This window comes from Streptomyces sp. JL2001 (genome assembly GCF_050917515.1).
Classification (GTDB): domain Bacteria; phylum Actinomycetota; class Actinomycetes; order Streptomycetales; family Streptomycetaceae; genus Streptomyces.
Genome location: NZ_CP169421.1, coordinates 7,113,244 through 7,126,438 on the forward strand (window position 1 = coordinate 7,113,244; position 13,195 = coordinate 7,126,438).

The 13,195-nt window shown below is 72.0% G+C and carries 12 protein-coding genes; 5 read left to right on the forward strand and 7 right to left on the reverse strand.

Annotation, left to right across the window (positions count from 1 at the left end):
• Window positions 1–5: 5 nt before the first annotated feature.
• Together ACE1OA_RS31780 and ACE1OA_RS31785 are read left to right on the forward strand one after the other, a co-directional pair.
• Window positions 6–2,627, forward strand: a complete 2,622-nt coding sequence (locus ACE1OA_RS31780) for a cation-translocating P-type ATPase (protein WP_386542884.1) — start codon at window positions 6–8, stop codon at window positions 2,625–2,627.
• Between the two features lie 51 nt (window positions 2,628–2,678).
• The gene (locus tag ACE1OA_RS31785) at window positions 2,679–4,412 is read left to right on the forward strand and encodes a GAF domain-containing protein (protein ID WP_384870419.1); all 1,734 of its coding nucleotides are present in this window, start codon (window positions 2,679–2,681) and stop codon (window positions 4,410–4,412) included.
• Window positions 4,413–4,417: 5 nt separating this feature from the next.
• On the opposite strand, the gene ACE1OA_RS31790 is transcribed toward ACE1OA_RS31785, so the two are convergent.
• From ACE1OA_RS31790 to ACE1OA_RS31810, 5 genes are all read right to left on the reverse strand, one after another.
• Window positions 4,418–5,104, reverse strand: coding sequence for a response regulator (locus ACE1OA_RS31790; RefSeq protein WP_384870417.1), 687 nt, complete (start codon window positions 5,102–5,104; stop codon window positions 4,418–4,420).
• 47 nt (window positions 5,105–5,151) lie between these two features.
• A complete protein-coding gene (locus ACE1OA_RS31795; protein WP_384870415.1) occupies window positions 5,152–5,793 on the reverse strand; it encodes a CBS domain-containing protein in 642 nt (213 codons plus the stop codon).
• A 51-nt stretch (window positions 5,794–5,844) separates the two neighbouring features.
• The gene (locus ACE1OA_RS31800; protein ID WP_432753774.1) at window positions 5,845–5,991 is read right to left on the reverse strand and encodes a hypothetical protein; all 147 of its coding nucleotides are present in this window, start codon (window positions 5,989–5,991) and stop codon (window positions 5,845–5,847) included.
• A 123-nt stretch (window positions 5,992–6,114) separates the two neighbouring features.
• A complete protein-coding gene (locus ACE1OA_RS31805; protein ID WP_384870412.1) occupies window positions 6,115–6,660 on the reverse strand; it encodes a flavodoxin family protein in 546 nt (181 codons plus the stop codon).
• Complete coding sequence (locus tag ACE1OA_RS31810) at window positions 6,660–7,319, reverse strand: hypothetical protein (protein ID WP_384870410.1); 660 nt, start codon at window positions 7,317–7,319, stop codon at window positions 6,660–6,662. The genes ACE1OA_RS31805 and ACE1OA_RS31810 overlap by 1 nt, the downstream gene beginning before the upstream one ends.
• Before the next feature lie 331 nt (window positions 7,320–7,650).
• On the opposite strand from ACE1OA_RS31810, the gene ACE1OA_RS31815 reads away from it, so the two are divergent.
• Window positions 7,651–7,872: a hypothetical protein gene (locus tag ACE1OA_RS31815; RefSeq protein ID WP_356606896.1), complete on the forward strand. Its 222-nt coding sequence runs from the start codon at window positions 7,651–7,653 to the stop codon at window positions 7,870–7,872.
• Window positions 7,873–8,033: 161 nt separating this feature from the next.
• Here ACE1OA_RS31815 and ACE1OA_RS31820 read toward each other — a convergent pair whose 3' ends face one another.
• On the reverse strand, window positions 8,034–9,884 hold the full coding sequence (locus tag ACE1OA_RS31820; protein WP_432753775.1) for a copper resistance protein CopC: 1,851 nt from the start codon (window positions 9,882–9,884) through the stop codon (window positions 8,034–8,036).
• Between the two features lie 204 nt (window positions 9,885–10,088).
• Window positions 10,089–10,631 (reverse strand): GNAT family N-acetyltransferase, encoded by a 543-nt coding sequence (locus ACE1OA_RS31825; RefSeq protein ID WP_384870406.1) that lies wholly within the window; start codon window positions 10,629–10,631, stop codon window positions 10,089–10,091.
• Window positions 10,632–10,803: 172 nt separating this feature from the next.
• Between ACE1OA_RS31825 and ACE1OA_RS31830 the strand changes: the two genes are divergently transcribed.
• On the forward strand, window positions 10,804–11,862 hold the full coding sequence (locus ACE1OA_RS31830) for a GNAT family N-acetyltransferase (RefSeq protein ID WP_356780404.1): 1,059 nt from the start codon (window positions 10,804–10,806) through the stop codon (window positions 11,860–11,862).
• Between the two features lie 22 nt (window positions 11,863–11,884).
• Entirely contained in the window at window positions 11,885–13,159 is a 1,275-nt protein-coding gene (locus tag ACE1OA_RS31835) for a hypothetical protein (RefSeq protein ID WP_432753776.1), read from the forward strand.
• Window positions 13,160–13,195: the final 36 nt, after the last annotated feature.

A 13,195-nucleotide genomic window follows, 5' to 3' on the forward strand; every position in this document is an offset into this window, starting at 1 on the left:
GGGCCATGACGGCGTCGGCAGAGGACCGGGCGCCCGCACCGGTGCGGGAGACCACGGGTCTCACCGAGGAGGAGGCCGCCCGGCGGTTCGCCGAGACGGGCCCCAACGAGGTGACCGCGAGAAAGCCCGTACGGCTCCACAAGCGGATCCTGGCCCAGCTGACCGACCCGCTGATCATGGTGCTCCTCGGGGCCGTCGTGCTGACCCTCGCGATCGGCGACCATCCCGACGCCATCGTCATCGGACTGGTCGTCCTCGTGAACACGACCGTCGGGGTGGCGCAGGAGATCCGGGCCGACAACGCCGTGTCCGCACTCTCGGCCCTCACCGCCCCGCATGCGCGCGTGCGGCGCGACGGCGCCGTCTGCGACCTACCGGCGGCCTCGATCGTCCCAGGTGACGTCCTCCTGGTCGGTGAAGGCGACATCGTCGCAGCCGACGCCGAGCTCGCCGAGGCGTCCGCCGTACTGGTGGACGAGTCCATGCTCACAGGGGAGTCCGTGCCCGTCGACAAGGACCCCGGTGCGACGCTGAGCGCAGGCACGGTCGTCGTCCGGGGACGAGGCGTGGCCGTAGTCATGGCGACCGGGGCGGCCGGCGCGCTCGGCCGCATCGCGGCCCTGCTCGACGAACGCCGCGAGCCGACCCCGCTGCAGCGCCGACTCGCCGCCCTCGGACGTGTCCTCGCTGCCGCGACGCTCGCGCTGTGCGTGCTGGTCTTCGCCCTCGGCCTGGTGCGCGGGCTCCCGCTCGGCACGATGGCCGTCACCGCCATCAGCCTCGCGGTGGCGGCGGTCCCCGAGTCCCTCCCCGCCGTGGTCACCCTGGCCCTCGCCCTCGGCGCCCGGCGCATGGTTGTCCGGCACGCCCTGGTGCGGCGGCTGCCGGCGGTGGAGACACTCGGCTCGGTGTCCGTCCTGGCCACCGACAAGACCGGGACCCTGACCGAGGGCCGCATGGTCGTCCAGCACGTCTGGACACCGCGAGTGAGCGCCGAGCTCTCGGGTGTCGGCTACGAACCCGAGGGTGAGGCCCTCATCGCCGGAAGGCCGGTGGAGGCGGACGAGCTTGAACCGCTGACGGAGCTGCTGACGGTGACTGCCCTGTGCAACGACGCCGCGCTGCGCCCGGCGGACGACAGGGCGTCCGAAGGCCGCTGGACGGCGCTGGGCGACCCCATGGAAGCAGCACTGCTCACTGCCGCTGCCAAGACGGGCTGCCCGGAGCCGACGGAACTGTCGGTTACCCATCCCCGAGTCGGAGAAGCGCCCTTCGACAGCCTCCGCAGACGCATGACCACGCTCCACAAGAGTGGCGAACACGGGGTGCTCGTCTGCATGAAGGGCGCGCCCGAAGCCGTACTCGACCCGGCCGTCCTGCTCGATGCCCGAGACGCGCTCGCGGAGGCACGGCAGGAGGCAGCGCGACTGGCGGCGAGGGGGTACCGCGTGCTCGCCGTGGCATCGGGCGAGCGGAGCGACATTCCGAGCCCGGTCACCGCGGCGGAGTCGGGGCTCGCGCTCCTCGGCCTCGTCGCGCTCAGCGACCCGCCCAAACCGCATGCCGCAGCGACCCTCGCCTCCTGTCGTGCGGCCGGCATCACTCCCGTCCTCATCACCGGGGACCATCCGGCGACGGCTCGGGCGGTGGCGTCCCACGTCGCTCTCCTGGGCGACGGCAACGAGACGGAAGGCCGAGTCGTCACCGGGGCGGACGTGACCGCGGGTCGCGTCGCCGACCTCACGTCGGTGCGGGTCTTCGCGCGTACCGACCCCCAGCAGAAGCTGGACATCGTGGAGGCGTGGCGCGCCAGGGGAGCAGTGACCGCCATGACCGGCGACGGGGTCAACGACGGCCCCGCCCTGCACCAGGCGGACATCGGCGTCGCCATGGGGGCGCGCGGAACGGAGGTGGCGAGGCAGGCGGCGGACCTCGTCCTCACGGACGACGAGCTCGCGACGGTCGTGGCGGCCGTCGAGGAGGGGAGGCGTGTCTACGACAACATCCGGCGCTTCCTGGTCTACGGCATGGCCGGCGGCGCGGCGGAGATCCTCGTCATGCTCGTCGGCCCGCTGCTGGGGCTTCCTCTGCCGTTGCGTGCGGGTCAGATCCTGTGGATCAACCTCCTCACGCACGGCCTCACGGGCGTCGCCATGGGCGCCGAACCCGCGTCCCCGGGAGCGATGCGTCGCCCCCCGCGCCCACCTGACCAGCACATCCTCGGCGGGGGAGCCTGGCAGCGCCTGCTCATTCTCGCGGCCGTCGTCACGGCAGCTTCCCTCGCCGCGGGACTCGCTGCCCGGACACTGGACCTCGCCTGGCAGAGCGTCCTCTTCCTGGCCCTCCTCGCAGCGCAGCTCGGCGTCGTCCTGGGACTGCGCTCCCGACTCCTGACCCGGGAGAACCCGTTCCTCCCCCTGTCCGTCCTCGCTTCAGCCCTGCTGGCCGCAGCGGCGCTGTACGTGCCCTCCCTGAGGTCCGTCCTGGAGACCGAGCCGCTCGGCTGGGCGGGCGCAGGCATCGCGATCGCTTGTGCGCCCGCCGGATTCGTGGCGGCCCGCCTCGTACGGACCGCCTTCCACCCAGGGGACCCGACAGGAACGGGAAGCTCTTCCGGTCTACGGTGATAGTGCGCGCTTCGGGTGTGGCCCGTGCGCTCGATGCAGCCGGAGGTTTGGATGGGTCGTGGGGGCCCGGAGCCCGTGGAGAGCAGGCTTCCGCGGCTGAGACTCGACGAACTGCTCGACGAGGTCCAAGTGCGCATCGACGAGGTGCGTGGCACCAGAGACCGGCTCAACGGGCTGCTCGAAGCCGTCATGTCTCTGGGTCGCGAACTCGACCTGCCGCAGGTGCTGCGCGGCATCGTGGAGGCGGCGGTGAGCCTCGTGGACGCCGAGTACGGGGCCCTCGGCGTCATCGGCGACGACGACGGACTCTCCGAGTTTCTCCCCATCGGCATCGGCGACGAACTGAGGGAGCAGATCGGAGATCTGCCCTCCGGACACGGCCTCCTCGGCGAGCTGATCCGGAACCCCCAGCCGCTGCGCTTGTCGGAGCTGTCCGAGCACCCGGCATCGTACGGATTCCCGCCCCACCATCCGCCGATGCACTCCTTCCTCGGCGTACCGATCCGGGTACGCGACGAGGTGTTCGGCAACCTCTACCTGACCGAGAAGCGGGGAGCGGCGGACTTCGACGCCGAGGACGAGGCCGTCGTGACGACCCTGGCCGTCGCGGCCGGCATCGCGATCGAGAACGCCCGCCTCTACGAGGAGGGCAGGCTCAGGCAGCGGTGGCTGGCCGCAAACTCCGACCTGAGCAGCGCTCTCCTGTCCGGCGCGGAGGAGTCCCAGGTCCTCGACGGGATGTTGGAACAGGCCGTGGACATCGCGGGCGCCGACATGGGGGTCTTCTACCTGGTGGGTTCGGGCGGTGAGCTGCGGGGCTCGCTGGCCTGCGGCGAGGGGGTCGAAGCTCACCGGGGTGTCGTCCTTCCGAGCAGCGAAGGAACCCTGGTCGAGGCCGCCCTGGCGCAGGAGGGTCTGGTCACGGTGGTCGATGTCGAGAACGAGCCGCGCATCACGGTTCAGCCGGAGCGGTGGAAGGGTTTCGGGCCGGCAGTGGCCGTCACGGTCGGTACCAAGGAGCGACTCAGCGGGGTGCTGATCCTCGCGCGGCGCCACGGGCGACCTCCCTTCACGGCCACGGAGGTCACTGCTCTTCCCGGGTTCGCGGGGCAGGCAGCCCTGGCGCTCGAGCTCGCCGACCGGCGCCGCGACACCGAGCAGGTAAGCCTTCTGAAGGACCGTGACCGGATCGCCCGAGACCTGCACGACCTGGCGATCCAGCGCCTGTTCGCCACCGGGATGACGCTGCAGAGCGCCCGGCGCTTCGTCGAGCACCCGGAGGCCGTGGACCGACTGACCCGGGCCATCGACGACCTCGACGCCACCATCAAGATCATCCGATCGACGATCTTCGGCCTGCGGGAACACGACGCCCCCGGAACCGCCCCGAAACTCAGAAACCGCGTGGTCAAGATCGTGGAGTCGGCCGCGTCGACGCTCGGATTCGCTCCGGCCCTGCGCATGGAGGGCCTGCTCGACACGGACGTGCCTCCGGATGCGGCCGAGGAGGTGCTCGCCGTCCTCGGGGAAGCGCTCACCAATGTGGCCCGGCATGCCCGGGCGAGCAGGGCGGAGGTGTCCGTCGTCGTGGACGACGGCGTGCTGGCGGTGACGGTGAGCGACAACGGCATAGGAATTCCGCAGGGTGGCAGCCGCAGTGGACTTCGAAACCTGTCCGAACGGGCCGAGCGTCTTGACGGCACCCTGTCGGTGTTCGCACGAGCGGAGCCGGGCAGCGGCACTGTGCTGGAGTGGCGGATCCCGTTGCCGGCCGAGCGCGAGTGAGCGGCCTACGACTGCTCGGCGTCGTGTTCGTAGGCATGCGCGGCGATGACAGCGGCCTGCACGCGGCGCTCGACGCCGAGCTTGCCGAGCAGCCGTGAGATGTGGTTCTTGACCGTCTTCTCCGACAGGTGGAGGCGCTTGGCGATCTGCCGGTTGGTGAGCCCCTCGCCGATGAGTCCGAGTACGGACCGCTCCCTCTCCGACAGCACGGCGAGCCGCTCGTCCTCCGGCGGTCTCGCAGCCTCCGGATCGCGCAGCGAGCGCATCAGCCGGGCGGTGGTGGCCGGGTCGAGCATCGACTGGCCCGTGGCCACGGTCCGTACCGCAGACACCAGGTCAGAGCCCTTGATCTGTTTGAGGACGTACCCCGCAGCCCCCGCCATGATCGCGTCGAGGAGGGCGTCCTCGTCGTCGAACGAGGTCAGCATCAGGCACGCCAGCTCCGGCATCCGCGAGCGCAGTTCCCGGCACACGGAGATCCCGTCACCGTCGGGCAGCCGGACGTCGAGAACCGCCACGTCCGGACGCAGAGCGGGCCCCCGGGCCAGTGCATGGTCGGCGGTGGCCGCCTCGCCGACCACTTCCATGTCGGGCTCGTCTTCGATCAGGTCGCGAAGACCCCGGCGGACGACCTCGTGGTCGTCCACGAGGAAGACGCGTGTGAGTGCCGTGGCTGCTGGTGGATCGGACATGGCGACCCCTGATGTCGGTCGGCTACCCGCCTCATGAGGATTGTCCGTCATGGAACGGCTCCCGGGGCGGGATCGAGATCCATCCGGACGTCGACCACCCCCTCCACCGCGCGCACCGCGCGGACGAGGAGCGGCGCCAGCGCCCGGTCGGAGAGCGCACCGCGGATCGTGGCCACTCCCTCAGCCACCGTGGCGTCCAGCCCTGCCGGAACGGCCGTCTCACCGAGGACGGACCGACGTATCTCCTGCTCGATGTCGGCGTCCGTACGGAGAAACACCTTCAGCAGGTCGCTCCGGCTGACGACCCCCTCCAGCAGGCCGACGTCGTTCACGACAGGCAGCCGCTTCACCCTCCGTTTGGCCATGATCCGCGCCGCCTCGGTGAGCGTCGCGTCCGGGTGGACGGTCACGGCCGGGCTGGTCATCAACTCTCCGGCTCTTACGGCTCCGGCCTTGGAGGCCGCGTCGAACTCGTCGGGGCGGGGTACGTCGCGCCGGAACTCCTCCTTCGCCAGGAGATCGGCCTCCGACACGACCCCGATCACCCGTCCCTCACCCTCCAGAACGGGCAAGGCGCTCACCTTCCACTGGTCCATGAGCGCGACGATCTCCTTGTACGGCGCGTCACGCCCGATGGCGATGGCGGTGTGGGTCATGACGTCGCTGACGGTGTAGCGCGAGGCGGGCATCAGGTTCTCCCAGAGGGGTGAGGACCTACGGGTCGTTCCCGTGCGGGGCGTTCAGATCCAGCACACACGGGCGGAGCGGACACGGTGGGCGAGCATCTGCCCGACGACGTGGTCCGGGGCGAGGCCGAAGCCCGGATCGGCGTCCATCGTCGTGCGCGCTGCCGCCGCGTCGAACTCGTCTGCTCGTACCCGTGTCATGGCTTCGGCTCCGAAGCGCCGACGGTACGGCTCGAACAGCCACGACCATCCGAGCAGTCGTCCCCGACGCTGTCGACCACGGCGGCTGCTTGCACCGGCGCACGTGGTTTCCATGAGACCCGGTCAAGGGACGGGGAGGGCAGCGCCCCACGCCCTCGCGCGATCCCGTTCGCCCTCGCGCAGCGGGCCTTCGGTGTCCTCGACGATGAATCCCTCAGGTTCCGCGACGAGTTCATAACCATGTCCCCGCAGCCGGCGCGCGATGCCGCCGGCGGCGGCGCCGGCCAGGCGCATGTCCGCCCGGGTGTCGAAGGCCGCAGCGGCATGGGTACCGGTGTGGACCTTCGGGAGTGTGTCGTGGAACCAGTCGCGGACGCCAGGGCCCTCGGAGCCCTCCTCAGGTGCGAAGGGACGTTCCTCCTGCGCTGCCTGCTTCTCCTCGGACTTCAGCCCCATCTTCCGGCTCATCCCTGTGGTCATGCCCCGGATGTGGGTCGGCCCGCCGACGACCAGCAGATCGGTGGGGCCGATGCGTTCCGGCAGCGCATCGACGACTGCCACGCACTCGACCTCGGCGTTGGGGTGCGCCTCCTTCACGCCCTCTCCGATCGCGTCAGCGATCTCGCGCGTGTTGCCGAACAAGCTTTCGTACACGATCGCGGCGCGCATCACGCCCCATCTCCTCTCGGACTTCGTTCTCCGGCCGCCCCGGCGGCCTTCCCGATCGTCCGCAGCGCCCCGCGCAGCACGATGCCGACGCCAGGGGAAACCAGCGTCCAGTAGCGGCCGAACCGTGCGGTGGAATCCGGGTCGGTGCAGGCGGTGCGAGCCTCGTAGGTCAGGAGGGACTGCCGTGCACCGTAGGGGTGGACGACGAAGGCGGCCGCCATCTTCGCCCAGCCGGGCTCGTCGAAGCCCGCGTAGTCACCGGGTTCGACACGGCGCCACTCGATGGTGGGCTTCCACACCTTGCCGACTGCCCCGAAGACGATCTCGCGACCCGCGCGCTCACCCAGGGCAACCCAGGGCTGCTCCGGATCTCCTTGATCGCCAGCCGCGTCGGTGTCGAACAGATCGGACACCCGCATCGACGGCGGGGTGACCACAGGCCGGCGGCGCACCCGGTCCGGCATTCCACGCGCCCACATGACCGCGTCGAAGAGTGGCGAGTGGATGGACAGCAGGTCCAGATCACGGGCTGCTCCGTACACGACGTCCGGCGCTGCGGCGATCACCGCGCACTCCAAGCGCGAGAACCCGAAATCGGGCAGAGCCGCGTCGAGCAGGAGAGGCTCGGCGGTCGCGGCGACGCTCAGGTCGGTATTCATGTGGACCTCCGGGATCCGACACCACCAGTCTGATTCACAGGACGCGCACCTCGCTGGGGCCGAATGGTCCCCACTTGCATCGCGATCGTTGCCAACGGGTCCGTGACCGAGCCGTCCGCCCCGCCGACGACCTCGGCTCCGCGTGACACACCCCCCGGGCACATGCCGAGTTCCCGCCGAGCGCGGGCAACGGAAGCAGCCGATGCACTCCGGCGGGGCACCGTGCTCCCGTCGCCGACCCGGATCGGGCGTGCGCCCCGGCCGTTCGGGCATGTTCCGGAGGTCGGCCCACGCCGGACCGGCGGCCCGGCGTTCCAGGAAGGGAAGTGACATGAGCCAGAACCCCCGGCTCGCACCGGTCGCGACGTTCTGCGGCAAGTGCGACTGCGGATGCCCGCAGCTGTTCGTCGACGCGGACGCGCCCGACGAAAGGCGTATCCGGATCACCGACGACTTCGGCCAGCACGTCCAGATGAGCGCGGACCAGTTCGCGGATCTGGTCGCACAGGCACGGGCGGGAAAGCTGGACTCCGTACTGGCCACCGGCGCCTGAGGGTGCGTCAGCGGCGCCGGCGCGCCGCCCGCGGCACCCCCGCGGCACCCCCTCGGCACCCCCTCGGCGTCCCCTCGGCGTCCCCTCGGCGTCCCCGTGACGCCGTGCCCGGATGCCCGGCGCGCCGGCCGGCCCCGGCCGAAGACGGTTCCGGCCGGGGCTCAGCGCACGACCTCGACCGTCTTCTCCACCGTGACCTGATCGAGTTCGGAGGTGCGGACGGTGGCCCGCATCGTCCACGTTCCGGCGACCGGAAGGGTCAAGGTGTCGCTGCTCCAGTGACTGCCCCGGTCGACGAGTCCGGCGTCCAGCGGGCCGATGCCGTCCTCGGCATGGGTGAAGGTCAGGCGGAGCTCGGGCGCGGAGACGAACCCGCCGTCGGCGCCGAGGACGACGGCCTCCACCGCGTTCCGGCCCACCCGGCTCGGCTCCAGCGTGATCTGGATCTTGCCGCTTCCCGTGATGCCGGCGCCGCCGGTGTCGAAGGGCATCGCGACCAGGTTCACGTCCGGCCATCCGGTCACCCGGGAAGCCGTCACCGTCTCGGCGTCGGCCCTGCCCGGCTGCGTACCCGCCAGCACGGTCGTGACCACGAGGACCACCGCCCCCATCAGCGCCTCCGCCGCCACGGACCTGCGCAGACCGCGCCGCCACGCCGCAGGACGCGGACCGGTCTCCACGGACCCCGGCTCGGCGGAGCCCGCCGCGCCTTCGGGCAGCGGAGCACCGCGCACGCGGAAGGCCCCGACTCCCCGACCCGGGCCGCCGCCCGCGGGGACCGGCACCGGTTCCTCGACCGGCACGGGCACCGATCGACGGGTCCGGTTCCGGGAGTACGCCGCCACCGCCAGCATCGCCGCCACCACCCCGGACTTCACGAGGAGAATCCGGCCGTACGGGGTGGCCAGCGCCTCCCAGGAGCCCAGCCCGCGCCAGGACTGATAGACGCCGCTGACCGCCAGGGCGGCGACGGACCCCAGCGCCAGCCGGGAGAAGCGGACCACGGCCGCGCCGGGGACCGGGGTGTCGAGCGGTGCGCGCGCCAGCGCCACGAACAGCGCGGCCAGCCCGCCCAGCCACACCGACATCGCGAGCAGGTGCACCACGGACGACACCATCGCCACCGGCACCTGGACGCCGGCCGAGGCATGGTCGGAGACCGCCCACGTCCCCGCGAGCCCCGCCGCCAGTACCGCCCCGCCGACCCACTCGGCCCGCCCGGCCGGCCCGGCGCGCACCCAGCGCTTGAGGGCCACGGCCGCCACCGGCAGCAGGGCCAGGCGGACCGTGAGCGCGAGACCCTGCCGACTGCTCACCGTGTCCCACAGCAGCCGCGGGTCGAAGGGGCCGGACGAGCCGCCCCCGCTCTCCCATGCCGCCCGCGCCACCAGCAGCAGGAGCGTCGAACCCGCGAGCGCCCACCAGCCGGCCGACAGAAGGCGGCGCACCGCTCGTACCGCCAGGGCGCCCGGCCAGCAGACCAGGCCGAAGACCGCCACCCCGAGGAGCAGGGACAGTCCGGCGTAGGCGACGTAGCGCCCGATGTCCTGGAGCAGGTCGACGGCGCCGTTCCCGTTCGGCTCGGTGGCCGAGGCGGCGCCGTCCCGCGAAGGCGCGCCGACGGAGAACACGAAGGCGCCGGAGATGGCATGGCTGTCGGCCGAGGTCGCTCGCCAGGAGACCGTGTACGTGCCCTGTGCGAGGCCGTCGGCGAGCTCCACGCGTACGGTCTCCGCCTTGCCGTCCGCATGACCGGGACTGCCGGTGTGCACCGGCCGGCCCTCGGGGTCGAGGACCCGGAGCGCGTTGGCGGACAGCCCGACGGCCTCGCTGAAGGTGACCGTCACGTGGTCCGGCGGCGTGGTCAGTACCGAGTCCCTGCGGGGGTCGCTGGCGGTGACCACGGCATGCGCCGCGGCCGGTGTCGCGCCGGCGAGCAGGGCAGCCGCGAGCACGGCCGGCACCAGCAGCGCGCAGGCCAGGTACCGGCCGAGCCTTGTTCCTCGTTCCACGCCATGTCTCCGGTTCGGCCGACGGATCTCGTGCACGGCCCGAACGAAGGACCGGCCGGCCGGGAGGGGCCACGGAGAGGCGGGTTGCCGGTCGGCCCGGCGGTGACGGCCGACCACACCCACCCGCCCTACGCCGTGACCCCCTCGCCCGTACGTTCCGGCGCAGGGGATACGGAAGCGGGGCCGCCGCCGTTCAATCCCTGGTCATGTCGTGGTGTCCGGCTTCCAGTCCCGGGCGAGGAGCCCGAGCAGCACCTCGTCCAGGAACTCGCCCAGCACCCACGCCGAGCGGCGCAGGACGCCCTCGCGGACGAAGCCGTTGCGCTCGGCGGAGCGCAGCATCGCGTGGTTGTCCGCCAGCGTCTCGATCTGCAGCCGCTGCAGGCCGCGCACGGCGAAGCCGTAGTGGCACAGCGCCGCGACCACGTCGGTTCCGTAGCCCTTGCCGCGCGCGGACGGCAGCAGCCCGAGCCCGATGTGCGCGCACCGGTTGTGGTTGTCGATGCCCCAGAGCGTCGCGGCGCCGACGAGCGTGCCGCCCTCCAACTCGACCACGGAGAACGGGACGTGCCCGTGCTCCGTGTCGTCCACCACGAGCCGCGGATCCTTCGAGCTGGGCGAGACCGGCCGCCACGGCCCGCTCTCGGCCCGCGCGGCGTTGACCACGTCGTTGTAGAGCTCGGTCCGCAGGATCGGGATGTCGTCCTCGTGCCGGGCCCTGAGCCCGATCTTGGTGCCTCTCAGCATGCGAGCTTCCTATCCGACCCGCTCGGCCCGCGGCAATCGAATAACGCCCCGCCCAGGCACTCCGGTTGCGGACTTCCGGCCCGGCCGGAGCGCCTCTGCGCCGGAGGTCTCCTGCGGGCCCCGGCCCCGAAGCTGCACACTGTGCCGGACCACCGCTCGCAGAGGAGCCTCCATGACCCACCCGCTCACTCCGTCCACCGCCGCCCCCGTACACCCGGACTACCCGGTCCGCACGAAGCGGCTCCGGCTGCGCCCGGTGCGCTTCGACGACCTCGACGCCGTGCACGCGCACCGCTCGCTGCCCGAGGTGGCGCGCCATCTGCCGCACGAGCCGCACACCAGGGAGATGACGGAGCAGACGCTGGAGCGCATGATCGGCGGTCAGGCGCTCGCCGTTCCCGGTGACTGGCTCGATCTCGCCGTCGAGGACGAGTCGGGCCGGGTCGTCGGTGAGGTGCTCCTCAAGCGGGACGAGCGGGAACCCGAGACCGGGGAGGTGGGTTTCGCCTTCCACCCCGACGTGCACGGGACCGGGATCGCCACCGAGGCGGTCACCGCGGCGCTCGGCATCGCCTTCGAGGACTTCGGCTGGCACCGGGTCCTCGGGGTCTGCACCGTGGAGAACGTCGCCTCCGCCGCGCTCATGCGACGCGTCGGCATGCGCCACGAGGCCGTCAACCGCGACGGCGCCTTCCGGAAGGGCGCCTGGCGCAGCTTCTCCACCTTCGCCGTCCTCGGCGCCGAGTGGCGCGGTGGGCCGCGGCCCTCGGCGGACCAGCGGGCGGTCGACGCCGTCGTCTCGGCGTTCTTCGCCGCCTTCACCCGCCGCGCCGGCGAGCCGGTCCGCCTCGACGCGGCCCGGGCGGCCCTCGCGCCCGACGCGGTCGTCGAACGGGTCACGGAGGGCGGCGGCCTCGACCGGACGGGTGTGGACGCGTTTCTGGCTCCGCGTCAGATCCTGCTGAACGGAGACTCGTTGACGGACTTCACCGAGATCGAGGTGACCTCGACGACGATGTTCGCCGCCGGTCGCGCCCACCGCCACTCGCTCTACTACAAGTGGGGTGTCCGGGACGGGGCCGCCTTCAACGCCTGGGGACGCAAGACGCTGACGCTGCGGCCGTCCGCCGGATCCTGGGTCATCGAGTCCTTCACCTGGGCCGACGAACGGGAATCGACCGGCCTCACGGACCAGGGCCTGTCAGACTGTCGGCCGCCCGAGCGATCATGAGAAGCGAGAAGGAGCCGCGCCGTTGAGCGTCAGTGTCGAAGGACAGATGGACATCGCGGGGCCGGTGGGCAAGCTGCTCCACCGGCGCCCGCTGAAGAACACCACGGTGATGCAGTCGTTCGGCATCGACCCGGTCGGCGGGGACGTGTTCGTCCTGCAGGTGGTGCAGGGCGGCCTGACCCTCACCGGCGAGTCGGGCCCGGTCAGCGGCGCCGACCGGATCGCGCACGGCGACCTGTGCGTCACCCGGCTCACCCAGACCGGCGCGATCACCGGGTTCATGTACCTGCGGGGCTTCGGCCACGGCGTCTCCATGGCCGTCGAGAACCGGGCCGGCGTGGTCCGGCTCTGGACGGAGACCGCTTCCCAGAGGAACAGCAAGGACGAGGGCTACGGCACCGCCGTCACCCACTTCGAGTTCCGCAGCGGCACAGTCCTCGACCACGGCTCCCCGCTGCACGCGCAGCCCTACACGCCCGCCGCCGGCGCCACGGGCGTCACGTGCACCATCGACCCCACCACGGACCGGCTCGTCGTCCGCTTCTCCTCGGGCGGCATGAAGTACGAGTCGTACGACCTGGCGAAGGCCGCGGCCGGCATCTGGGAGCCGATCACCCGCATCGCCCAGCCCGATCCGAAGGGTGTCTTCCAGGGGTACGCCTCGCTCGGCGGCGTCCTCTACATGCTCGCCGGTGAAGCCATCGCCGACGACAACCCCGACAACCCGCCGCCGGGCAACACGTACCTGACCGCGGTCGACTGGGCCACCGGCGCCGTCCTGGACCAGCAGCGCGTCCTGGCCGCCCCCGGCCTGGAGTACCGCGAGCCGGAGGGGATGGCCGTCTCGGTGCGCGACGGCGTGCCGCACCTGCACTTCGGCTTCGCCGGCGAGGACCCGGGCCCGCGCACGTGCACCATCATGTCGCTCTCCCAGGCGCCCGAGACGGACGGCGTGAAGGTCCTGACGGACTGGACGCCGATCCCGCTCGCCGCCGGTGTCACCGCGGACCAGAACGCCCCCGAGGGCCGGCTGATCAGCCTGGCCGGCACGACGACGCTGCAGCTCCGCGGCGGCGTCAAGGGCAGCTTCGACGCGGACGCCGTCATCGGCACCCTGCCCGACGCGCTGACCCCGACGATGGTCGCGCGCGCCAACGTCGCCCGGAACAACGACGCCGGCGTCTGCGTCGCCCGCGTCGAGGCCGACTCCGACCGCGAGTTGCGGCTCTACGGCGGCCGCGCGACCAACGCCGTCACCTGGGCCCAACTGGACAGCTTCAGCGCCGTCTGGCGCTGACCTCGCCCGCCGCCGCCACCCTTCCCCCTCGTCAAG

What these genes read in the sequence shown, in the direction of transcription:
- ACE1OA_RS31805 (WP_384870412.1), bottom strand. Translation starts at nt 6,660, where the DNA reads ATGCGCGCCGCGATCGTGTACGAAAGCTTGTTCGGCAACACGCGCGAG.
- ACE1OA_RS31825 (WP_384870406.1), bottom strand. Translation starts at nt 10,631, where the DNA reads ATGCTGAGAGGCACCAAGATCGGGCTCAGGGCCCGGCACGAGGACGAC.
- ACE1OA_RS31795 (WP_384870415.1), bottom strand. Translation starts at nt 5,793, where the DNA reads ATGCCCGCCTCGCGCTACACCGTCAGCGACGTCATGACCCACACCGCC.
- ACE1OA_RS31785 (WP_384870419.1), top strand. Translation starts at nt 2,679, where the DNA reads ATGGGTCGTGGGGGCCCGGAGCCCGTGGAGAGCAGGCTTCCGCGGCTG.
- ACE1OA_RS31815 (WP_356606896.1), top strand. Translation starts at nt 7,651, where the DNA reads ATGAGCCAGAACCCCCGGCTCGCACCGGTCGCGACGTTCTGCGGCAAG.
- ACE1OA_RS31830 (WP_356780404.1), top strand. Translation starts at nt 10,804, where the DNA reads ATGACCCACCCGCTCACTCCGTCCACCGCCGCCCCCGTACACCCGGAC.
- ACE1OA_RS31800 (WP_432753774.1), bottom strand. Translation starts at nt 5,991, where the DNA reads ATGACACGGGTACGAGCAGACGAGTTCGACGCGGCGGCAGCGCGCACG.
- ACE1OA_RS31780 (WP_386542884.1), top strand. Translation starts at nt 6, where the DNA reads ATGACGGCGTCGGCAGAGGACCGGGCGCCCGCACCGGTGCGGGAGACC.
- ACE1OA_RS31790 (WP_384870417.1), bottom strand. Translation starts at nt 5,104, where the DNA reads ATGTCCGATCCACCAGCAGCCACGGCACTCACACGCGTCTTCCTCGTG.
- ACE1OA_RS31810 (WP_384870410.1), bottom strand. Translation starts at nt 7,319, where the DNA reads ATGAATACCGACCTGAGCGTCGCCGCGACCGCCGAGCCTCTCCTGCTC.